16 protein-coding genes are annotated in these 23,489 nt (G+C 43.7%); 15 read left to right on the forward strand and 1 reads right to left on the reverse strand.

Annotation, left to right across the window (positions count from 1 at the left end):
* Window position 1: 1 nt before the first annotated feature.
* The 7 genes from KKA81_06435 to KKA81_06465 are packed head-to-tail and all read left to right on the forward strand — an operon-like array spanning window position 2 to window position 7,776.
* Window positions 2–1,339: an O-antigen ligase family protein gene (locus KKA81_06435; protein MBU2650553.1), complete on the forward strand. Its 1,338-nt coding sequence runs from the start codon at window positions 2–4 to the stop codon at window positions 1,337–1,339.
* Window positions 1,311–2,354 (forward strand): glycosyltransferase family 4 protein, encoded by a 1,044-nt coding sequence (locus KKA81_06440; GenBank protein ID MBU2650554.1) that lies wholly within the window; start codon window positions 1,311–1,313, stop codon window positions 2,352–2,354. The genes KKA81_06435 and KKA81_06440 overlap by 29 nt, the downstream gene beginning before the upstream one ends.
* The gene (locus tag KKA81_06445; GenBank protein MBU2650555.1) at window positions 2,351–3,469 is read left to right on the forward strand and encodes a glycosyltransferase family 4 protein; all 1,119 of its coding nucleotides are present in this window, start codon (window positions 2,351–2,353) and stop codon (window positions 3,467–3,469) included. The genes KKA81_06440 and KKA81_06445 overlap by 4 nt, the downstream gene beginning before the upstream one ends.
* Complete coding sequence (locus tag KKA81_06450) at window positions 3,450–4,418, forward strand: GNAT family N-acetyltransferase (protein MBU2650556.1); 969 nt, start codon at window positions 3,450–3,452, stop codon at window positions 4,416–4,418. The genes KKA81_06445 and KKA81_06450 overlap by 20 nt, the downstream gene beginning before the upstream one ends.
* Window positions 4,418–5,233: a hypothetical protein gene (locus KKA81_06455; protein MBU2650557.1), complete on the forward strand. Its 816-nt coding sequence runs from the start codon at window positions 4,418–4,420 to the stop codon at window positions 5,231–5,233. Before KKA81_06450 ends, KKA81_06455 begins: the two co-directional genes overlap by 1 nt.
* 4 nt (window positions 5,234–5,237) lie before the next feature.
* A complete protein-coding gene (locus KKA81_06460; GenBank protein ID MBU2650558.1) occupies window positions 5,238–6,473 on the forward strand; it encodes a glycosyltransferase family 4 protein in 1,236 nt (411 codons plus the stop codon).
* 49 nt (window positions 6,474–6,522) lie between these two features.
* The gene (locus KKA81_06465; protein MBU2650559.1) at window positions 6,523–7,776 is read left to right on the forward strand and encodes an O-antigen ligase family protein; all 1,254 of its coding nucleotides are present in this window, start codon (window positions 6,523–6,525) and stop codon (window positions 7,774–7,776) included.
* Window positions 7,777–7,828: 52 nt separating this feature from the next.
* Here the strand turns inward: KKA81_06465 and gdhA are convergent, their stop codons facing one another.
* Window positions 7,829–9,181: an NADP-specific glutamate dehydrogenase gene (gdhA, locus tag KKA81_06470; GenBank protein MBU2650560.1), complete on the reverse strand. Its 1,353-nt coding sequence runs from the start codon at window positions 9,179–9,181 to the stop codon at window positions 7,829–7,831.
* Between the two features lie 753 nt (window positions 9,182–9,934).
* Between gdhA and KKA81_06475 the strand changes: the two genes are divergently transcribed.
* The 8 genes from KKA81_06475 (at window position 9,935) to KKA81_06510 (ending at window position 23,273) form a co-directional block, all read left to right on the forward strand.
* Window positions 9,935–12,832: a pyruvate, phosphate dikinase gene (locus KKA81_06475; protein ID MBU2650561.1), complete on the forward strand. Its 2,898-nt coding sequence runs from the start codon at window positions 9,935–9,937 to the stop codon at window positions 12,830–12,832.
* Window positions 12,833–13,007: 175 nt separating this feature from the next.
* Entirely contained in the window at window positions 13,008–13,871 is an 864-nt protein-coding gene (locus KKA81_06480; protein MBU2650562.1) for a hypothetical protein, read from the forward strand.
* Between the two features lie 16 nt (window positions 13,872–13,887).
* Entirely contained in the window at window positions 13,888–14,712 is an 825-nt protein-coding gene (locus tag KKA81_06485; GenBank protein MBU2650563.1) for a sulfide/dihydroorotate dehydrogenase-like FAD/NAD-binding protein, read from the forward strand.
* Window positions 14,713–15,146: 434 nt separating this feature from the next.
* Entirely contained in the window at window positions 15,147–16,538 is a 1,392-nt protein-coding gene (gltA, locus tag KKA81_06490; GenBank protein MBU2650564.1) for an NADPH-dependent glutamate synthase, read from the forward strand.
* Window positions 16,539–16,802: 264 nt separating this feature from the next.
* Window positions 16,803–17,255 carry an NADH-quinone oxidoreductase subunit NuoE gene (gene nuoE, locus KKA81_06495; GenBank protein ID MBU2650565.1) on the forward strand — a complete coding sequence of 151 codons (453 nt, stop codon included), beginning with the start codon at window positions 16,803–16,805 and terminating at the stop codon, window positions 17,253–17,255.
* 41 nt (window positions 17,256–17,296) lie between these two features.
* Window positions 17,297–19,075: an NADH-quinone oxidoreductase subunit NuoF gene (locus KKA81_06500; protein MBU2650566.1), complete on the forward strand. Its 1,779-nt coding sequence runs from the start codon at window positions 17,297–17,299 to the stop codon at window positions 19,073–19,075.
* A 25-nt stretch (window positions 19,076–19,100) separates the two neighbouring features.
* Complete coding sequence (locus KKA81_06505) at window positions 19,101–22,805, forward strand: FAD-dependent oxidoreductase (protein ID MBU2650567.1); 3,705 nt, start codon at window positions 19,101–19,103, stop codon at window positions 22,803–22,805.
* A 12-nt stretch (window positions 22,806–22,817) separates the two neighbouring features.
* Window positions 22,818–23,273: a ferritin family protein gene (locus tag KKA81_06510; protein MBU2650568.1), complete on the forward strand. Its 456-nt coding sequence runs from the start codon at window positions 22,818–22,820 to the stop codon at window positions 23,271–23,273.
* Window positions 23,274–23,489 lie beyond the last annotated feature (216 nt).

A 23,489-nucleotide genomic window follows, 5' to 3' on the forward strand; every position in this document is an offset into this window, starting at 1 on the left:
TATGCAACAATCTGTTCATGAGCTTTCCGGAGATCAGTATTTAAAAATGGATACTTACCTGTTGGGTACAGTATTGTTTTCTATTTTCCTGTTGCCATCTGCCAATCCTATTCCCGGATGGTTCGCCTTTCGACTTGAAGATCTGCTCCTGCCGCTTATCGCTTTATATTTATTTATCCGGAGAGGATTCCGTTTTCATGCATATGCCTTTTATATCCTGGCTTTTGCTGCTTATATCTTTCTTACTATTGCTATTAACGGTCGTTTGGCAGAATACCGTGATTATTTTGAGATTTTCAAGCTTATAAAATATCTTTTGTATTTCTGGTTTTTTAGTTTAGTGGCAGGTAGTCCGGGAACTATCCGAATATTACGCTGGATTTTTCCGCTTATATTTCTTTTCAACCTCTTGCATTATTTTAATTTGTTTGATTTCAACAGGATCATTGAGCCTTTTTATGCCAGCGAGGTCCGTTTGCTTTTCTTCGGGAAAAACAGCCTTGGGGAGCCGGCCACGAAAAGGATGCTTGGAACCATGGATAATCCAAACAATAATGCTATTGTATTTTTATTTTTTGCAGCCATTTTTGCCCCGGGCAACCAAATCCGGAAATATGATTATCTGGTCTTTTTATTGTCTTTCATAGGGTTGCTGCTCACACAAAGCCGGACCGGTATGCTGGCATTCGTTGCGATCATGATTGCGGACATTTACATCCGGCGCTTGAATTACAAACGGGTATTCTTTCTTTTATCCATGTTCATTATAGGTTTTGTATTGATAAACGCAATTGAATACTTCGATATTCAGAGCAAGGCATTGCCAACTATTGAAGAAAAGAATGCTTTTATTGACAAAAAGCAAAACCTCAAATTCGACGAGTTGCTCCCGGCAACGGAATACCTTACCAATGTGATAGAGAGCGACGTTTCGGAGCGTTCTGTAACAGGAAGGCTGGAAGCCTGGCAACATCTCTGGGGCATGATCAAACTAAAGCCGGTATTTGGACATGCACCTTATAAAGAGTATTTTTACAATAATTGTGTATATTCAGAAAGCGAGTACATTCTTATGACGTGGAGGTATGGTTTTATCGGTTTGCTTTTATACCTGGGATTTATCGTATTACCTGCCATTCTGCATTTCGGAAAAGGCAGTTTACTGAAATATTGTCCGGCAGTTTTATTTATTCTGGTGATTCTGATCACTGCATTTATGAACACTCCGGTTTGTGAGCCCAGAATACTGTTGTTACTTGCTTTTGCCATTGCATATTTTTATTTTTCCAGGAACCAAATATCAATAGAACATGAGGAAGTTGCTGATAGTGGGAGGTAGCACTGTGCACACTGGTAATTTCTGCCACCTGGTATCGAAGGGTTTCGATGAGATCCTTCTTATAACCGATGGTGATCACGCAACATTGGAAGATATTCCTCGTAAGCATGCCGGCTTTTCTTTACGCAATCCGCTGAGAATAGGTAAAAACATAAAAAGAATACGATCGCTTGTTGAAAGTTTCCGGCCAGACATCATTCATGTGCAGCAAGCCGGCACAGAGGCCTGGTTAGTTTTAAGGGCAGTACATGGCTTAAAAATTCCCGTCATTGTTACAGCCTGGGGCAGCGATGTGCTTGTTAGTCCGGGAAGAGGAATATTTTATCGCAGGATGTTGAACTATATCCTGGGTCATGCGGATGCTTTAACCTGTGATTCTTATCATGTAGCCGCAAAAATGCAGGAATTTGCCGGGAATCAATCCCTCGATATTACCCTGGCAAACTTCGGGATCAACATTGAGCGGATGGGTTTGCCCAAAGAGAAGCTCATTTATTCGAATCGTTTGCATAAGCCACTTTACAATCTTGATCTGATCCTGAAAGCATTTAAATCATCTCTCGACCGGGGTTATTTTTCAGGATGGAAGCTGGTAATGGCCGGGGAAGGGGAGGAAACAGGTAGTTTGAAAAGTCTGGCAAAAGAACTTGGGATAGAGGAATTGGTGGATTTTCCAGGATGGCTCAACCGGGAGACGAACTCGGCCTTCTATGAAAAAGCGAGCATTTTTGTATCCATTCCCTCATCGGATGCAACGGCCATCAGCTTATTGGAGGCCATGGCATCGGGGTGTATTCCTGTGTTGTCGAATCTTCCGGCAAATCATGAATGGGTGATCGATGGATACAATGGCATAATTGCAACAGATTTGCATAGCAATTTCCTGGAAAAGTCGCTTATGATGGACCCACAAAAGACGGCTGCAATTAATAAGGAGATTATTGAAGATAAAGGAACCCGTGATGCCAACCGAAGGAAGTTTATTGATTTGTATGAAAGGATACTCTCCCGGTGAAGAAGATATGCCATATAACCACGGTTCACAGGGCAAGTGATGAACGCATTTTCTATAAGGAATGCCTTTCGCTGGTACGGCATGGCTATGAGGTCGTTTTGATCGCCCCGGAGGGGATGCTGCCTGGCAACAATGCGTTAACCCATATCAGCCTTCCTCATTTTAATACCAGAATACGCCGGTTTTTCTCCGGTCAGAGGATGGTTTTCAGGGAAGCAATGAAACTGCATGCGGATCTGTATCATTTCCATGATCCTGAACTTATGCCTGTCGGAGTGCTTTTAAGCCTATTCGGGAAAAAGGTTGTTTACGATGTTCATGAGGATCTGCCCAAACAGGTATTGTATAAAAACTGGATCCGTGGAAGACTTTGGCGATGGATTGCATCCCGCCTCATTTTTGTTGCAGAACGTTTCAGCTCACTCTTTTTCAATGGAATTGCGGCAGCAACGGAAGATATTGCCGTGCATTTCCCGTCACGTAAAACCATAATACTACGGAATTTTCCCTCTCTTCAACTGATGGAGAGTGCCGCCAGGGTTTCATGGTTAAAAAATGGATTTACCCTGGTTTATGCCGGAGGTATTTCCAGGATCAGGGGGATATTAGAAATAATAAAAGCCCTGGAAGTCATAGGAGGGAAAGTGAAACTGCTTCTTTTGGGAGATTTTGATGATGAGACGTACCGTAAAGAATGTATGGCCGAAACAGGCTGGCAGCATGTGGATTTTCGCGGCTGGATTTCTATAAGTGAGGTATATGGGTTGATGCAGCAGGCAGATGTGGGTATAGCCACTTTGTATCCTGCACAGAACTTTTTACGAAGCCTTCCTGTAAAAGCATTTGAATATATGGCATGCGGATTGCCGATGATTATGTCGGATTTTCCATACTGGAAAGAGATTTTTGGATCCTGTGCCCTTTTTGCTGATCCCCAATCGCCCGGTGATGTTGCAGAAAAGATTGCCAGGCTTGCAGGAGATCCCGGATTGACCAGACAATTGGGTGAAGCCGGCAGAAAAGCCGTATCAGATAGTTACTCCTGGGAAAAAGAACAGGATAAACTGATGGAATTATATGGAAAAATACTGAGAGATGGAAATCAGATTACTTGATAGTCGAGGCATGGAGGATTATTTCCGCCTTGCAGAGGAACATGGCTCGGTGTTCAATACCAGGGCCTGGCTGGAAATTTATGATCAACGAAATTTAAAAGTTTTCGGCATCTTCGACAAAGGAGGTTTGTTGACAGGCGGTTTTCAGATTTATCAAGCACGACGGGCCGCTTTGAGTTTTTACCGTAACCCTCCTTTCAGTCCCCATATTGGATTATTTTATGAAAACAGGTCCGTCAATCCTGCCAAAGCGCAATCTGCAGAAAAGAACATGTTGACCGCGGTAGCTGCATTCCTGAAAAGGCTACCCTGGCAGGTGTTGTCGGTTGCTTTGCCGGTTGGTTTTATTGATGCACAGCCATTCACATGGGACAAGTTTAAGGTTGTCCCAGGATACACTTACAGGCTGGATCTCACTGTTCCGGTGGAAGAGACTTACCGTGAAATGATGCCGGAAAGGCGCAACGATATCAGCAAGGCAGTGAAAGACGGAATTGAGGTCACGGAAGTCTCCGATATGGCTGTTGTGGAAGCGTTGGTTCAGAATACTTTCGAAAGGCAGAGCAAATCGCTGGATAAGCTGCATTTGGGAAGGATTCTCCGGAATTTTCCCGGACAAGGCAACAGTTTTGCCATGGTTGCCTTCCAGGATGGAAAGCCCCTGGCTACATGCTTTTGTATCTTTGATGGTAAGACGGTGTATTACCTTTTGGGTGGGTACGATAGTCAAAACCGGCACAAAGGGGCAGGTGCCCTGGCTATCTGGAAATCCGTGGAAAAGGCGGAATCCATAAACAGACTTGTCTTCGACTTCGAGGGGTCGATGGTGCCCTGGATTGAGCGCTATTTCAGGGGTTTTGGAGGCAGGCTTACACCGTATCTCACGATCAACCGTGCCAGCATGCCGCTTGAAATCTTTTTAAAGTTTATTAAAAGGGATATCTTCTGATGCACGTTATTGTTTCACACGATATTGACCATCTTACCGTTGCAGAGCATTGCAGGGATATGATTCTTCCCAAGTTTCTGATTCGTTCGAAAGTGGAGTTGTTAAGCGGAAAGATCTCATTGGCAGAGTTTTTTTCCAGGATGGGCTATGTTTTCAGGAATAAGTGGCAGAATCTTGAGGAACTCATGGATTTCAATGGTATTCATGGTATACCCTCAACTTTCTTTGTCGGGGTGAACCAGGGCAAAGGCTTGGTTTATCCACGGGTTAAGGCTGCATACTGGATAAACCGGATCCGGGAAAGGGGGTTTCAGGCAGGTGTTCATGGAATCCGCTTTGAATCGCTTGCCGGGATACAGGAAGAATATGACGTTTTTCATGAGTTGTCGGGAATGGAGTCTTTTGGGATACGAATGCACTATCTGAGAAGAAATGAAGACACTTTATCAAATCTGGAAGCGGTGGGTTATGATTTCGACTCCTCCGAATATGCCGTTTCTGATCCATATATGATAGGCCGAATGTGGGAGTTTCCCTTGCATATTATGGACGGGTACATCATCCAGCACAACAGCCGGTTCCAGAATACAAATCTCAGAAAGGCCAAAGAGTTGACCATCAAACGGGTTGAAGAAGTAAACGCTTCCGGATGCAGGTATCTAACTGTGTTATTTCACGACAGGTATTTCAACAAAGGATTCAGTACCTGGATGGAATGGTATGTATGGTTTATGGAATGGATCATATCGCAGGGGATGGTATTCACTGATTATCCGAAGGCAATATCATCCTTAGGCATAGAAACGGGAGGGTAGGTTTATGAAATTGCTTATACTTACCCAGTATTACCCGCCCGAGGTTGGAGCCCCTCAGAACCGGCTGTCTGACCTGGCAAAACGATTGACAGCTCTGGGTGTGGAGGTTACCGTTTTAACAGCTTTGCCGAATTATCCCCAGATGAAGATTCATTCCGCCTACCGCGGGAAATGGACATTCCGTGAAAAAAATGATGGGATTGCAATTTTACGTTCCTGGATTTATGTAAGTCCGCGGCGTAATGTGTTCCACAGGCTTTTAAATTACTTCTCATTTGTGTTTTCCTCAGTGTTAACAGGGATTTTCAGGTTAGGCAGGCAAGATTATATACTTGTTGAGTCACCCCCATTATTTTTAGGGATAAGTGGTTATCTGTTGAAAGTATTCAAACGTTCGCGTCTGATCTTCAATGTGTCGGACCTATGGCCGGAGAGTGCAGAAAAGCTAAATATAGTGCGTTCCAGATTTTTCCTGGGAATATCATACCGGCTGGAGGCGTTTTTATACCGGCATTCATTTATTGTGAGCGGGCAGACTATGGGCATATGTGATAATATATCTGCACGGTTTCCTGAAGTCACTACTTATTGGCTTCCCAACGGAGTTGATCCGGAAGGTTTTGATCCCGTTTTGGATGGTTCGGATCGTCGTAAAATGCTTGGGCTGGGTAATGATGATTTTGTGGTGATGTATGCAGGGATACTGGGTTATGCCCAGGGACTGTCAACCATGATTTCTGCAGCAGCGATGCTTCAGGATGAAAAGAATATCCGGTTCCTGATCCTGGGCAGCGGGCCTGAAAAAGGAAAACTGATAGCAGAGGCATCGGAGAAGTCCCCGGTGAATGTTATTTTCCCCCCTTCCGTATCCAAAAGTGAGATCCCGGAAATGCTTGCTGCCGTTGATGCAGTGTACGTACCCCTGAAGAAACTGGACATTTTTCTTGGAGCAATACCCTCAAAAATATTCGAGGGCCTGGCGATGGCAAGACCTTTGATCCTGGGTGTTGAAGGGGAGGCAAAGCGTCTTTTTATCGATGAGGGCAAAGCGGGGATATTTGTTGAGCCGGAAAATTCTGCTCAACTTGCTATTGCAGTAAAGACATTGCTTGATAACAGAGAACTGGGCAGGCAGATGGGCAGGAACGGAAGGAAATTTGTACTTGAAAAATTCGACCGCCGTATCATAGCCGAACAATTTTTCAAGTTTATTAAAGAAAAGGAAGGCAGTCTTCTTTGAATCTTTGTTGAATAGGATTACTTTTGATAGACGAGTTAAATAAGTTTCATTGTTTAAGCAGGAATTACACAACCGGATCTATCTTATACTATTTTCAGTGCTTGCATTCAGCTTGCCACTGAACCGGATCATTTCCTCATATCTGATAGGTCTTATCATCCTGAACTGGTTTCTGGAGGGAAGGTTCAACAAAAAGTTCAGATCTGTATTCGTCTCACATCACCGATTGGATACTTTGCTTTTTGCCGGGCTGTTTCTGGCTTATCTCGCGGGCATGATTTATACTTCCGATACCCGGGAAGGGTGGACATCCGTTCAGGTTAAGTTATCCATGTTCGTGTTCCCGATGGTTTTTGCCACCCTGGATGACAGGGCACTGGAAGGGAAGAAGCGTTTGATTCCTCTTGTTTCCATGATAGCTGGCACGTTTATATCTGGATTAATTTGCCTCGGAAGGGCATTGCTGAAATATGCAGATACGGGTGACCCGGGAAGTTATTATTACATCGACCTGTCCTATTTTCATCATCCCGGATATATGGCCATGTTCATGGTTTTTTCCGTGGCATTGCTGAATTATTTTCTTCAGGTTCCGCCAGACAGAAGGAGGTATAAAATATGGGAAAAAGCAGTGATGATCACTCTGATCCTGTTTTACAGCGGATTTGTAATACTGCTCAGTTCCAAAGCAGGCATAATCACTCTAATACTGATATTTTTTCTGCACATAAGCTATGTAATATTCATTCGAAGGAAATACCTATATGGTTTAGGCCTGATCTTTGTTATTTCATTGATGTTTGCAGTCCTTTTAAAGTTGTTTCCATTTTCCATTACCCGTTTTGGAGTTACAGGGGATGCGATAGCGACGGAACAAATGACGGGTGAGGGCACAAGTGACGGAACAGAGGAGCGTATTTTGATCTGGCGTCACTCCATGGAACTTGCCAATGAGCATTTTTTCTTCGGATTAGGTACCGGAGATGTTACGGAAGCACTGGTATCATTGTATGATTCGATCGATTTTCATGACGCCCGGGATAGGAAACTGAATGCACATAATGAATATTTACAGACATTTCTTGCATTGGGGATAGGCGGGTTTCTTATATTATTATTATCATTGCTGTTACCTGGGATATACAGCATAAGGAAGAAGCAATACGTTTATTTCTCATTTCTGTTGATCATCGGGTTTAACATTCTGGTTGAATCCATGTTTCTTAGGCAGGCAGGGGTAGTATTTTATGCATTTTTCAATGCTTTTCTGTTTATGATCCCGCTGGATCCGGGGGAGAAATAAAAAAAGGCTGCCCCAACGGGGCAGCCTGTGAGTATTCCAATAGTTTTTCTGTTTATACGACGCCCTGAGCGATCATAGAGTCGGCAACTTTAACAAAACCGCCGATATTTGCTCCTTGTACGTAGTCGATATAATCACCGTCCCTGCCGTATTTTTCACAGGTAGCGTGAATATCTTTCATGATCTGATGGAGACGGGCATCGACCTCTTCGCGGGTCCAGGAGAGGCGGAGTGAGTTCTGGCTCATTTCGAGGCCTGAAACGGCAACACCACCAGCATTGGCAGCTTTACCAGGACCGTAAAGGATCTTGGCATTCTGATAGACTTCAATGGCTTCCGGAGTGGATGGCATGTTGGCTCCTTCGGAAATAACATAACAACCATTGGCGATCAGCATTTTGGCTTCTTCACCATTGACCTCATTCTGGGTAGCGCAAGGCATGGCCACATCGCATTTAACGTGCCACGGGCGTTTACCCTCAACGTATTCTGCACCGTATTTGTCGGCATATTCCTTGATCCTTCCGCGTTTAACGTTTTTGAGGTACATAATGAATTCGAGTTTTTCAGCATCAATACCCTTGGGATCGTAAATATATCCATTGGAATCGGAGAGGGTTACAACCTTTCCGCCCATCTGGGTAACCTTTTCAGTAGCGTATTGGGCTACATTTCCTGAGCCGGAGATGGCAACGATCTTGCCTTTCATGCTATCGCCACGGGTTTTCAGCATTTCCTCAGCAAAATAGGTAGCGCCGTAACCGGTTGCTTCCGGACGAATCAAAGATCCACCCCATTCTCTTCCCTTACCGGTGAGAACTCCGGTGAATTCATTTCTCAGTCTTTTGTATTGACCAAACAGGAACCCGATCTCTCTTCCGCCAACGCCGATATCGCCGGCCGGAACGTCGGTATTGGGTCCGATATGACGGAAAAGCTCTGTCATGAAGCTTTGGCAGAAATGCATCACTTCATTGTCTGATTTTCCCTTCGGGTCGAAATCTGAACCGCCTTTACCGCCACCCATAGGTAATGTGGTAAGGCTGTTCTTGAATACCTGCTCAAAAGCAAGGAATTTCAGGATGCCAAGGTTTACGGTAGGATGGAAACGCAAGCCACCCTTGTAAGGGCCAATAGCGCTGTTCATCTCAATCCTGTATCCTTTGTTGACCTGGACTTCACCTTTGTCGTCAACCCACGGTACACGGAAGAGCACTACACGTTCAGGTTCGCAAATCCTTTCAAGGATCTTTGCAGCCTTGTATTTCGGATTTTCTTCGATGAAAGGAACCAGGGTGGTGACTACCTCTTCCACGGCCTGATGGAATTCGATCTCAGCAGGATTCTTGGCGATGATTTTTGCCATGAATTCTTTAACTAAAGCTTCATAAGCACTGTTTGCCATAACTTCAATGTTTATTTAAATAATTAATTAATAAATGAATAGCCAAAACGTCGACAATATTAGCTAAAATATTTTGAAAGATGTTATATCGTTTACACTTTTTATCTGAAAAAATGTCAGAAGGAATAAATTCCGGCCTGAAATATTTATAGTAATTTTATAAATTGAATTTCAAACATTGAAAACACTGCCCGGATGAAAGAAACTAATGAACCTAACCACGCCTATCAGCGACTAAGGGCCGAGAACATTGAAAGGTTGAAGGAACTGGCTGCCATCAACCAGACAACCCAGATTTTAAAAGAAAAAAAGCCTGTTGAAGAAACGCTCCAGCAGGTATGCCAGTTACTGCCACCGGCCTGGCAGTATCCTGAGTATACTGTCGCAAGAATCCGGTTTGATGGGAAGGAATACAAGTCCAATGGTTTCCTTGAAACATCCTGGGTTATGCAGCAGATGTTCGAAACAATAGAGGGGAAAAAAGGGACTCTGGAAATCTTTTACACCAAGAAATTCCAGGATCTGGATGAAGGTCCTTTCCTGAAGGAGGAGAGACATCTGATCGATAACCTGGCAGGGCTGATAACCGGTTATTTGAACAGTGAAGCCGGATCGAGGTATATTGGTCAACGGAAGCGAAAGGATTTTTACACGGAGTTTGAGGAATCCCTTTCAGAGCAAAGTCATAGCCGCCGGTTGCTGCAACGCTTCCTGAACAAAAGCAATTACGACCGCGATATTTATCACGACCTTATGCCTTTCAAGGTAAGAGAGATACTTCTGGTGGCAAATCTTTATGATGCATACAGCATAGAAAAAGAAGGAAGGTTCTCAGAACATGTACTGGGAGAATACCATTCGCTCAATCTAACCTCCATCCCCAGGATCACCGGAGTGTCATCGATGGAAGAAGCCATGGTACACCTTAGAAACCGTCATTTCGATATGGTAATACTTATGATGGGAGCCGATAAACACACGCCCATTGGATTAAGTTGTACCATAAAAAAAGAATTTCCTTATATCCCTGTTTTTCTGCTTCTTAATAATAACAGCGACCTGGAGTATGTCAGCAATACAAAAGCCGCTACAAAACATATAGATAAGGTTTTTGTCTGGAATGGAGAATCCCAGGTGTTTTTTGCCATGATAAAACTGGTTGAAGACAAGATCAATGTGGAGAATGACACGGAAATTGGGCTTGTAAGGGTGATCTTATTGGTTGAGGATTCACCCAAATATTATTCCCGGTATCTTCCCATGCTGTATAACATCGTCCTGGAACAAACCAAAAGGATCATAGACGATGTGAGTACGGATGAATTGTATAAGGTACTTAAGCTGCGGGCAAGGCCAAAGATACTGCTTGCATCAAGTTATGAGGAGGCTGTAAGGATCATCGAAAAATATAAGGAGTATCTTCTTTGCCTCATTACCGATGTTAAGTTTGAAAAAGACGGGAAGCAATTGGAAACTGCGGGATTTGAACTGGTAAATTATGCCAGGGTAAATACCAAGGAACTACCCACGATAATCCAATCCTCCGATGAAAGTAATGCGGAAAAAGCATTCGAACTCAAGGCAACTTTCATTAACAAGAATTCCGATAATCTTTCCCAGGATTTCCGGAGTTTTATCACTCATTACCTGGGGTTTGGGAATTTTGTTTACAGGAACACACAGGGAAAACAGATAGCCATAGCCAAATCTCTGAAAGAATTTGAGAAGCAGTTACAAACCATTCCTGACGAATCACTTCTTTACCATGCCAGGAAAAACCATTTCTCTCTCTGGTTAATGGCTCGTGGGGAAATCCAGGCAGCAAAGATTCTGAATCCGCATAAGGTGACGGATTTTCCCAGTCCTCAGGAAATCCGTAACTATATGCTACAAATCATCACGAAATTCAGGAATGAACAGGATAAAGGGAAGATCGTGCCTTTCGATGCGCAGGAGATTTCTGATGAAAGCAATGTAGTGAGTTTATCGGAGGGGTTGCTTGGCGGGAAAGGCCGGGGAGTAGCATTTATAAATTCCCTGATCTACAATTATGATTTCAGCAAGTATGTTCCGGGCATTCATATCCGGTCACCAAAAACTTCTTTGATAGGGACAGAAGAGTTTGAATATTTTCTTTTCAGGAATAAATTACTGGATTTCGTGATCAACGAAAAGGATTACGATGAGATCAAGAGGGTATTCCTGAAAGCGGAGTTGACCGATACCCTGATGAAGCGTCTGAGGGTGCTTACGGAAAAAATCCGCAAACCGCTTGCAATCAGGTCATCCGGGTTGTTTGAAGACTCACTGATGCAACCCTTTGCCGGGATTTTTGAGACCTATCTTTTGCCGAACAACCATCCGGATGCCAGAGTAAGGCTGGAGCAAATTGCCAATGCCATCAAGTTGGTATATGCATCCACTTATTCCAATGTTGCAAGGGGATATGTAGAGGCCATAGATTACAGGATTGAGGAGGAGAAGATGGCGGTAGTAATTCAGGAAGTTGTGGGTTCGCAATACGGGGATTATTTTTATCCGCACATCAGCGGGGTCGCTCAATCCTTTAATTATTATCCGGTTTCTCACATGAAGCCGGAAGAAGGATTTGGTATTCTGGCCCTGGGTCTTGGGAAATATGTTGTTGAAGGGGAAAAGGCATATCGTTTTTCGCCCAAATACCCTGATCTAGAGATTAATTCACCAAAGGATACATATAAAAATTCGCAGGTTGAGTTCTTTGCTGTTGATATGAAGAAGAAAAATCCGGATTTGATGGAAGGGGATACGGCAGGATTAGCGCGAATTGATATTGATGTTGCAGAGAGGCATGGAACGCTTAAGCATTGTGCATCCGTTTACGATCCTGAGAGCAACCGCATTGTACCCGGATTGAATGCCACCGGCCCCAGAATTGTTAATTTCGCCGATGTATTAAAATATAAATACATTCCCCTGGCTGAGACCCTGGAAGTAGTATTGGATGTAGTGAAAGAAGCAATGGGCTGTCCTGTTGAAATAGAATTTGCCGTTGACCTGAACAAAGACCGGCAATACAAAGCCTCTTTCTATCTTTTACAGATAAAGCCTTTACTGGGGAATGCGCTGGATTACAACGTGAATCTTGATAAGATCCATGATGACGATATTTTGCTTTTTTCTGAAAAAGGAATGGGCAATGGAATAATTGAAGATATATCGGATGTGATCTACATTGACAGGAACCGTTTTGACAAAACCAAAACGATGGAAATGGTTGAGGAAATCAACCGCCTTAATACCAAGATGCACGCTGAAAAGAGGAAATATATCCTGATAGGACCTGGCCGCTGGGGTACGCGGGATCGCTGGATCGGAATCCCGGTTGCCTGGCCACAGATATCCTCTGCAAAAGTGATCGTGGAAACCAGCCTGGAAGACTTTCCGTTGGATGCATCCTCCGGCTCACATTTCTTTCACAATGTTACATCAATGAACGTAGGTTACTTTTCCGTTCAGCCGGAAGTGTCGAAGAGCTATGTACGTTACGAACTATTAGATAATCAGGAGCTTATTGAAGAAACAAGGTATTTTCGGCATGTTCGTTTCCGGAATCCATTGGTTGTAAGAATGGATGGAAGAAAAAGGATTTCGGTGATCACACTGAAATAATTTAAACTCACTATAAATTATTTTGTAATTCCTGTGCTATTGAATTGAATCACAAAACAATAGTATTCAGGTTGATGGCAATCGGTAAATGTGATGTTCCGGGCATATGTTTGCCTTGTTTATCCCTGTATTTTTTTTATTATTATTGTGTAATAAACTAAAAAACGACAGTACGATGTATGATTTCATTTCACTAAAACTGAAATGTCCCTTGTGTGGAACTTCCCTGATGGATTATGACCACATGGTAGACAATGAGCCCAGCATTTTTATGCATATCGATATTGGGGAAAAAAAGGGTAATATATGGCTTAGTTCTATTTATGGGAGTTATAATTATGATACGGATATTGAGATGCCCCGTGGTGAAATTGCCCGCTTCAATTGTCCGCATTGCAGTAAACACATCACATCAAAAACTGAATGCCTCACATGCGGTGCCGATATGGTTCCTCTTTACCTTGATATGGGAGGTAAGGTTTCTTTTTGCTCCAGAAGCGGGTGTAAGAATCACTTCGTTGAGTTTGAAGACCTTTCCGTAGCCATGAAACGTTTATACCAGGAGTATGGATATGCAGGGAAGCATTTCCTGGAACATTCCTATAGCGCCCCTGAGAAAAAGCCGGAAAAGCGGGATGAAGTAAAGGAAATCATAGAATCAGGAACATTTTTACATGGGTATTGTCCGATTTGCAAGAAAAGTCTCATTGAAGACGAAATGCTTAAACTAAAGATCACCAATGGAGAGGAAGGGATTTTAATGCTGAGCCCATACCTGAACGTATTTACGTCAAAATCAACGATATTTCTGCCTGAAGACAAGGTTGTTAATGACCTGAGTTGTTTCCATTGCAACACAAGCTTGATCGACACGGGGCATCGTTGTCAGAAATGTGGTTCGCCTGTTGCAAAGATATCCGTTACCGCGCGTACCAAGCTGATCGATTTTTTCATTTGTACCAAGAAAGGATGCCGGTGGCACGGGTTAAGCAAGGATGACCTATATGATATCCGGCTGGGAGACAGTATGGAATGGTAAAACTAAATCCAACATTATGTTTCAGATTGTAAGAAAACAAGAAATGGCCATGGGAACGATCATCCGTTTCGATATCATGGCCCCGAAAATAGCGGCAAAGATCAAATCCGGCCAGTTTGTCATTATAAGAGTCAATGAAACCGGTGAGCGAATCCCCCTTACAGTTGCAGATAAAGATTCCTTTGCCGGGATAATCACCATCATTTTTCAGGTCGTTGGTAAGACAACGGCCTTAATGCGTTCTCTGAAGGAAGGTGATTTTATAAAAGACGTAGTAGGACCGCTTGGAAAACCTGCAGAAGTGGAAAATGTTGGTACAGTAATAATGGTGGGCGGAGGTACCGGGGTGGCTATCCTCCATCATGTAGCCAAAGCCTTCAAGGAAGCGGGTAATTATGTAATTGGAATCATGGGTTCACGCTCAAAGGATATGCTTATCCTGGAGAATGAGATGACACAGATTTGCGATGAACTGGTTATTACAACCGATGATGGCTCCTACGGGCAGATGGGTTTTGTAACCGATCCTTTGAAGAAGTACCTCGATGAAAGATATGATATAAAGCTTGTATATGCAATCGGGCCGATTATCATGATGAAAAACGTGGTAAACCTTACCAAAAAATATACTATTCCGATAATGGTCAGCCTGAATCCTATCATGATCGATGGGACGGGCATGTGTGGGGGATGCAGGGTAAAAGTGGATGACCAGACCATGTTTTGTTGTGTCGACGGGCCTGATTTCGATGGTTATAAAGTTGATTTCGACGAACTGATGAAAAGGAATTCGCTCTACCTGAAAGATGAAAAAGATTCATTGCTTTTCTCAATCCGATAATCCAAATTTCTATGCTCGATCCGAATGTTAAATACCTGAAGTTTAAAACCTACCTTCAGACTTATTGCCCACATTGCAAAAATTCATTGAATTTTGAGAATAAGGACAAGAAGCAGATCCATTTCAAATCCATCTACAAAGGTGAACCTTTTGATTTGTATCTCAGCCCCTATCTTGATGTGTTTGAAATAGAAACCACACTCCCTATCCAGGCAGGGGAAAACGTGGATGATTTTCTTTGTCCGCATTGTGGTAAGAGCCTGATCCATACCGATATCAATTGTGCAGAATGTGGCTCTCCTGTGGCCGAAGTAACGGTTTCCGCCCTGTCAAGGTTGATCACATTTTTCCTTTGTACAAAATATGGTTGTGAATGGCATGGATTAACGAAAAGGGATGAAAGGAATATTAAATTAAAGATTCCCCGCCAGGATATGCCGGAACAGGATCAGACACTGAGGGTACATAATTTCCAGGAAGTCCCGTATGGTTATACTACAGAATTAGCTTTGCTGGAAGCAGGCCGTTGCCTTCAATGTAAAAATCCGGGATGTGTGGACGGTTGCCCCGTGAATGTGAAAATTCCTGAGTTTATTGCGCTGGTTGCCGAGGAAAAATTCGATGAAGCCGCCAAGAAAATCAAAGAAAGGAATGTGTTCCCGGCAATATGCGGAAGGGTTTGTCCGCAGGAAAGCCAGTGTGAATCAAAGTGCATTTTAGGTTATAAAGACAAACCTGTTGCTATTGGAAGGCTGGAAAGATTTGTCGCTGATTTTGAACGAAAGATGGATCTGGTAAGAGTCCCGATAGTCAAGGATAATATAGGCATGAGCATTGCGGTGATAGGATCTGGTCCGGGTGGGCTCACCGTAGCTTCGGATATGCGCCAACTGGGCTATAATGTTACTGTTTACGAGGCTCTCCATGAAACCGGAGGTGTATTGACATACGGCATCCCGGAGTTTCGTCTTCCAAAATCCATTGTGCAGTTCGAGATTAATTACCTGAAGGAAATGGGTGTTCGCTTTGAACTGAATCACGTTATCGGAAATATTCTTACCATTGAAGAACTGCTCGAGCATTTCAACGCAGTTTTCATTGGCGTTGGGGCCGGCCTTCCAAGATTTATGAATATTGAAGGGGAAAGCCTGGGGAATGTTTTTTCGGCAAATGAGTATCTTACCAGGATGAATCTGATGAAAGCCTATAAATTCCCGGAATACGATACACCCAAACCACGAGGTAATAAGGTCGTAGTTGTTGGTGGAGGTAATGTTGCCATGGATTGTGCCAGGACGGCCAAAAGGACGGGCGCCAATGAAGTGACCGTTGTTTATCGCCGGTCAAGGCATGAACTTCCTGCCCGAGCCGAAGAAGTCCATCATGCCGAAGAAGAAGGGATCCGGTTCAAACTGCTTAGCAATCCGGTCAGGTATTTAGGAACAGATAACAATGCCGTTAAAGCCATCGAATGTATCCGGATGGAACTTGGAGAACCCGATGCAACCGGAAGAAGAAGACCCGTTCCTGTGAAAGACTCCAACTTTGTGGTTGAATGCGATATGGCCGTCGTAGCTATTGGTACCGGCCCCAATCCCATTATTTTTCAATCAACTCCCAACCTTGAAGTAAATAAATGGGGTTATATCAATGTAAATCCTGAAACCAATGAAACAAGTATCCCTTATGTTTATGCAGGAGGAGATATCGTTACGGGATCTGCAACCGTGATTGAAGCTATGGGGGCCGGAAGGATTGCTGCCCGAGCTATGCACGAAAAACTGACTCAGAAAACACAGAAGAAAAAAAGTGTTAAAGCCGGGTAAACTCTTGTTTTTTAATTAACAAGTAAGTTTCAGTGAATCAGGGAGTAAACTATTTCTATTTGTTCCTGGTCTTTCTAGTTATCTCGCTCTTATTTAGTCTTTTATAAAGACTATTTAGATCATATATAAATTGATTTGCTTCATTTTTAAAGGAAGAAAGTTTATATAATTTTGTCCATCCTATAAAAACCAATAAAGATGCGAATTACACGAATCAATCCGGAACTGGAAATAAGGAAAAACGGTTCGGAGGACTTATCTCTCATGGATGATCTTATTGCGAAATACAAGGGCAAAAAGGGGAATATGATTCCTCTTCTCCAGGGGACACAGAGTATATACGGATATATACCCAGGGAAGCTTTTGAAAAGCTCGCGGCAGAAACGGGCCTTGAGTTGAGCGATATGTATGGAGTAGCCACTTTTTACGCGCAGTTTCGTCTGAATCCGGTGGGCAAACACATCATCAAGGTATGCCACGGCACTGCATGCCATGTTCAGAATGCCAAGGCTGTCACTGATTCACTCAAGGAGGCATTGAAGGTCAGTGATGGTGAGACAACGGAAGACGGATTATTTACGCTTGAATCGGTTGCCTGTCTGGGTTGTTGTTCGCTTGCACCGGTTATGATGATAGGGGAAGAAACTTACGGCAAGCTTACCGGCACCGAGGCTGTCAAGATTATCAAGAATATAAAAATCCGGGAAAGTAATTAGGATCCATGTAACCATAATCACGAAAAAATCACAGAATGTCAATGGAAAAGACTAAAGTAATCGTAGGATTGGGGAGTTGTGGGATCGCTGCAGGAGCTGCCAAGGTTTACAATAAGATCAAGGCTTTGCAGGAAGCAGAGAATCTCGACTTCGAGCTTAAAAAAACCAGTTGCATCGGGATGTGTTACAGGGAGCCCCTGGTGGAGATCCTGGATGAATCGGGGTCATATCTTTATGGTGATCTTGATGAGGAGAAGATCATAGAGGTTATTGATAAGCATATCGGGCAACATAGTCCTGTGAAGGAATACGTTGTGCATACGGATCTGTATGAGACTGTTGACACAACCTTCACCAAGGATCAGGTAAAGATTGCGTTACGTAATTGCGGATACATCGACCCGGAGAGTATTGAGGAATATGAAGCTCGCGACGGGTACCGTGCGTTGAAAAAGATTGCAGGTCAGCGCATGTCGAGGCTTGATGTGATACAATCGGTACTGTCTTCAGGATTGCGTGGCCGCGGCGGTGGCGGTTTCCCGACAGGTTTAAAATGGAAATTTGCCAACAACAATAAAGCTAACGAAAAGTATATCATTTGCAATGCTGATGAAGGAGACCCGGGAGCCTTCATGGATCGTTCCCTTCTTGAAGGTGATCCTCATGCAGTGCTGGAAGGTATGATCATTGGTGCATACGCCATTGAAGCTACCGGAGGCGTCATTTATTGCAGGGCCGAATATCCTCTGGCCATCAAGCGTTTGAATATTGCTATTGAACAGGCCAGGAAAAAAGGTTATCTCGGCAAGGGCATCCTGGGGATGGACGATTTTGATTTCGATATCTATATCAAGGAAGGAGCAGGAGCTTTTGTATGCGGTGAAGAAACCGCTCTCATTGCTTCAGTGGAAGGACAACGCGGAATGCCTCGCAAAAGGCCGCCTTTTCCGGCTGCATCCGGCTTATGGAAAAAGCCTACCAATATCAACAATGTTGAGACTTTTGCCAATATTCCCTGGATCATCCTGAACGGCGCCGAAGAATACGCCAAATACGGAACCGAAAAAAGTAAAGGCACAAAAGTGTTTGCCCTTGCCGGAAAAATCAAACGTTCAGGACTTGTGGAAGTTCCAATGGGCATGAGTATCCGCGATGTTATCTTTAAACTGGGCGGTGGGATCAAAAATGATAAGAAATTCAAGGCCGTCCAGATGGGTGGTCCTTCCGGAGGCTGTATCCCTGAGTATCTTGCCGATACTATCGTTGATTATGATTCTGTTAATGCTACCGGGGCCATCATGGGTTCGGGAGGTATGGTTGTGATGGATGAAACCACCTGCATGGTTGATGTTGCCAAGTTTTTCCTGGAATTTACCCAAAAAGAATCCTGTGGCAAATGTACTTTTTGCAGAGTAGGTACGAAAAGGATGCTGGAGATTCTGCAAAGGATCACCGAAGGCAAAGGAGAAGAAGGAGATTTAGATAAACTGGAAGAACTGTCGTACCAGATCAAAGACAATTCGCTTTGTGGATTGGGACAAACGGCGCCAAATCCGGTTCTTACCACTATCCGGTATTTCCGGGATGAATATGAAGCTCATATCCGTGATAAAAAATGCCCGGCTCTGGTTTGTACAGCATTGTTGACCTATACGGTTGATCCGGATAAATGCACCGGATGTACGGTTTGTGCAAAGAATTGTCCGGTGGATGCCATTGAAGGAGACCGGAAACAACCTCATTTTATAAAACAGGATGTTTGTATTAAATGCGGCATGTGCTACTCGAAATGTAAGTTTGATGCCATCATACTATCATAAACCAAAACAATAAGACTCTTCAAAAATGAGTGAACAAGTAAATGTCATTTTAAACGGAAAGATCATCACGGGATACAGGGGAGAATCGATTCTTGACCTGGCAGCAAGATATGGTATTGAAATACCGACACTATGCCATGATCCCCGTCTCGAACCGTATACTTCCTGTTATGTTTGTGTGGTGGAAATCGAAGGCTTAAGGGGGCTTCAACCCTCATGCTCAACAAAGATTTCCGAAGGGATGCGCATAGAGACCGATAACGACCGTATCCATAAGGCCAGAAAGACTGCCCTGGAACTGCTCTTGAGTAATCACTACGCTGATTGCCTTGGCCCCTGCACTCAGGCTTGTCCCGCCGGAGTTGATGTTCAGGGATATATATCCCATATTGAAAAAGGGCAGTATCATGAAGCAGTAGCCCTGATAAAGGAAACCAATCCTCTTCCAGCCATTTGCGGAAGGGTTTGCGTAAGGCCATGTGAGGTTGCCTGTCGCAGGAATCTTCTAAATGAAGGTGCCCCGGTTGGGATAGATTACCTCAAGAGGTTTGTTTCGGATTATGACCTTGAATCTCCCGACAAGTGGAAACCTGATGTAAAACCATCAACGGGGAAAAAAGTTGCTGTGATTGGTGCCGGTCCCGGCGGTTTGTCCTGTGGATTCTTCCTGCAGAAAGAAGGCCATCAGGTAGATATCTTCGAGGCCGGTCCAAAAGCCGGAGGCTGGCTCCGTTATGGTATTCCCGAGTACAGGTTGCCCAATGATCTGCTTCAGAAAGAAGTTGATAACATCACTGAGATGGGAGTGAAAATCTCCTATAAAAAAAGGCTTGGAGATAACCTGAAATTTAAGGATATCAAGGATAAATACGATGCATATATTCTTGCCATCGGTTCTCAGAAAGGAACCCTGATCGGTTGCGAAGGTGATGATGCCGAAAATGTATTCTCAGGGATAGACTTCCTGAAAAGCATGGAACTGAATGGTACAAAATATGATTTTTCAGGAAAAAATGTTGCTGTTGTAGGAGGCGGGAATACTGCCATGGACTGTTGCCGTACATCCCTGCGTTGCGGTGCCGGTAAAGTTTACGTTATTTACCGTCGTACGGAAAAGGAAATGCCGGCCAATCCGATCGAGATTCACGAATCGAAGCTGGAAGGTGTGGAATATCTGTTTCTTACTAACCCTACACGGGTTAACAAGGATAAGGAAGGGAAGGTAAAATCGATAACTTGTCTTAAGATGGAACTCGGCGAACCCGATGCTTCCGGAAGACGCCGTCCTGTTCCAATTCCGGATTCAGATTTTGATCTGGAGGTGGATGTCATCCTGGCTGCCATTGGTCAAAAAACTGAGATAAACTTTCTTGATGACGTAAACAGCTGTTATAAGAATGGAAGTGAGCTGAAGGCAAATCGTTGGGGAGATATTGAGGCGGATCACCATACATTACAAACGGGAATTAAAAATATGTTTGCGGCAGGTGACGGTGTAACAGGTCCTGCCACCCTTATCCAGGCCATCGGGCAGGCAAGGGTAGCATCACACAGTTGTAACCTTTATCTGAATGGGATGGAAGTTGTTCCCATGAAGAAGGAATTTATCAGTCGTAAAGAACATTTCAAGAAACAGGTTTCCGAAGACTATATCGGTCACTTTCCTGAACAAAGCAGGGAGGAAATGCCTACTTTGCCACCTGAAGACCGGAATAATTTCAAGGAGGTGGAACTGGGTTATGCCGGCGAGGATGTGGCTAAGCACGAAGCGGCACGATGTCTGGAATGTGGTTGTACCGAGATTTACACATGTGATCTTAAAAAGTATTCCACGCATTATGAAGCGAATCAGAATCATTTTGCCGGGGAATTTAAGGAGTATCGGGTGGATTTCCGGCATCCATATATAGAGATTGATAACAATAAGTGCATACTTTGTTCCCGTTGTATCAGGATTTGCCGCGATGTAGTAGGAGCCGATGCTTTAGGCCTCATCAACAGGGGATATGAAACCTATGTTGCTCCTGCCCTTGGAGATTCCCTGCAGGATACATCCTGTGAGAGCTGTGGGATGTGTATCAGCACCTGCCCTACCGGAGCCATTTCCGAAAATGTATTGTTTAAGCCAGGTCCGGTTAAAACGACTGAAGCTGATACTATTTGTAATTATTGTTCAATAGGATGCAGCATTACATATCATCACAAAAACCAGTTCGTGATGAGGGTAACAGGAAACGATGGGCTTGTCAATACGGACGGGAACATCTGCCGTTTTCCAAAATTCGGTTATCATTTCATGAACGACCGGAACCGGATTAAGAAACCTCTTTATAAGATCAACGGACGTTTCGAAGAGATAGAAATGGACGAGGCGGTGAGAATAATCCGCGAAAGGACCAGTAGCTGCCTGCCGGGAGAGAATGCCTTCTTTGCAGGCGCCAGGCTTACCAATGAGGAATTGTATCTTATTCAAAAACTTGCCCGTGCAGGTTTGAAAACCAACAATATTTCAAGTTTCCATTACCTGAACCGCGGGGATGGATATCAGATGAATTCCACGGCTAACGTTCCTTTTGATCAGATCAGGGGTGCAAGCAAGATATACCTTATTGGATCCGAAATAAATATGGATAACGCGGTTCCTGGTTTTATCATCAATAATGCCCGGATCCGGAAAGGGATACCGGTCGACCTTGTGACCATACATCCGGAAAGCCGCATGAAACATAAGGTGGATAAGGTTGTTGAGATTAAGTCCTACTATCACTTCATCAAAGCACTGAATTATTACCTCGTTGCCAACCACTTCGAAAACGGCATGTTTTTAAAAGATAACTGTACCGGCTTTGAAGAGTATAAGGAAGCCCTTCTCCAGGAGAATTTTGTTGAGCTTGTGGAAAAGTCGGGTGTTCCCTATATGGATCTTGTTGTGGAGTTTGCCAAGGAGATCAATAACCAGATGAATGCTGTTGTGGTATTCTCCGAGAAGGAATTGTCGGCCAATGCCTGCCGGGAACTGTTCAATCTTTCGCTCATCACCGGTAAACTGGGCAAGACTTCCTGCGGTATCATTTCATTAAAGGAGAAGAACAATGCCGAAGGTTTGTTCAACATGGGTATCCGGCCTTCCATCGGGATTGGCGGTGTATCTGTTACGGATGCCGATCAGCAAGCCAGAATGATGAAAAAATGGGGTGTTGATTCCTTCCCGGAAAACGGACAAAGTACTTTATTTACTTCACTTGAATCAGGAAAACTGAAGAATGTATTCATTTTTGGGGAAGACCCACTCGGATGTGCTATAAACAAAGTACAGGTTGCCGGTTGGTTATCGGTTTCGGAATTTGTAGTAGTACAGGATTATTTCATGACCGAAACGGCCCGTCATGCGGACCTCATACTACCCGCTTCGTTCCCGGTAGAGATTGGAGGCAGCTTCACGAATACTCAAAGGAGCATACAGGATTTCGAGGCAGTATTTGTTCCTCAAACTGAGGTAACCTCATTAGAGCAATTGGTTCGTTTGCTTAATGAATATGGTATCAAGCAGGAACCAGACGCGAAGGATATTTTCCAGGAAGCTGTAAGCCTGTTGCCGGTAAAGCAGGAAATGAGCTATCCCCTCATTTATACTGCAAAAGATAACGATTTCCGCATCTTTAACTACGGTTGCGATTATGTTGTAAAACGATTCGAAGAAGATTTCAATAAAGCATTTCTTGTTAAGTAAAAATTATTGACCATGAGAGAATTCAAATCAATTGACGATATTCTGGATTTTGCCATCGATGAAGAACAAAAGGCTGTCGATTTTTACACCAGCCTTGCTTCTAAAGCTACTTCCGATGATATGAGAAAAGTGTTTGAGGAGTTTGCCGGAGAAGAGGTAACACATAAGATGCGACTTGTCAAAGTCAAGGAAGAAGGTTTGTATGAGATGAAACCCGAAAAGGTAGCCGATCTTCGGATCGTAGATTTCCTGGTTAATGTAAAACCTACACCCGACATGACTTACCAGGACGCCCTGATAGTTGCCATGAACAAAGAAAAAGCAGCTTTTAAACTTTATATGACACTTTCCGATAGGGCTGAAAGTTCCCAGATGAAAGAATTATTTCTTGGACTGGCCCAGGAAGAATCTAAGCACAAACTTCGTTTTGAGCTCGAATACGACGAGTATGTTTACCGGGAAAACTGAAAAATGAAACCTGTTGCAGGTTGCAGGTTACAGGTTTCAGGTTGCATTATTTTGATTCCACCAACCGTTGCCCACATTGTCAGTGCCTGAAATATGTTGACCACTTTTTGACCATCAAAAAGTTAAGAAATGGCAACAACATCATCTTTTAAAAAGCAATTTGACCAAAGGAGACAACGTACTTTTTCAGAATCAATCAGAAAAGAAGTTGTACGC

The organism is Bacteroidota bacterium (assembly GCA_018831055.1).
In the GTDB taxonomy this organism is placed as follows: Bacteria; Bacteroidota; Bacteroidia; order Bacteroidales; family B18-G4; genus M55B132.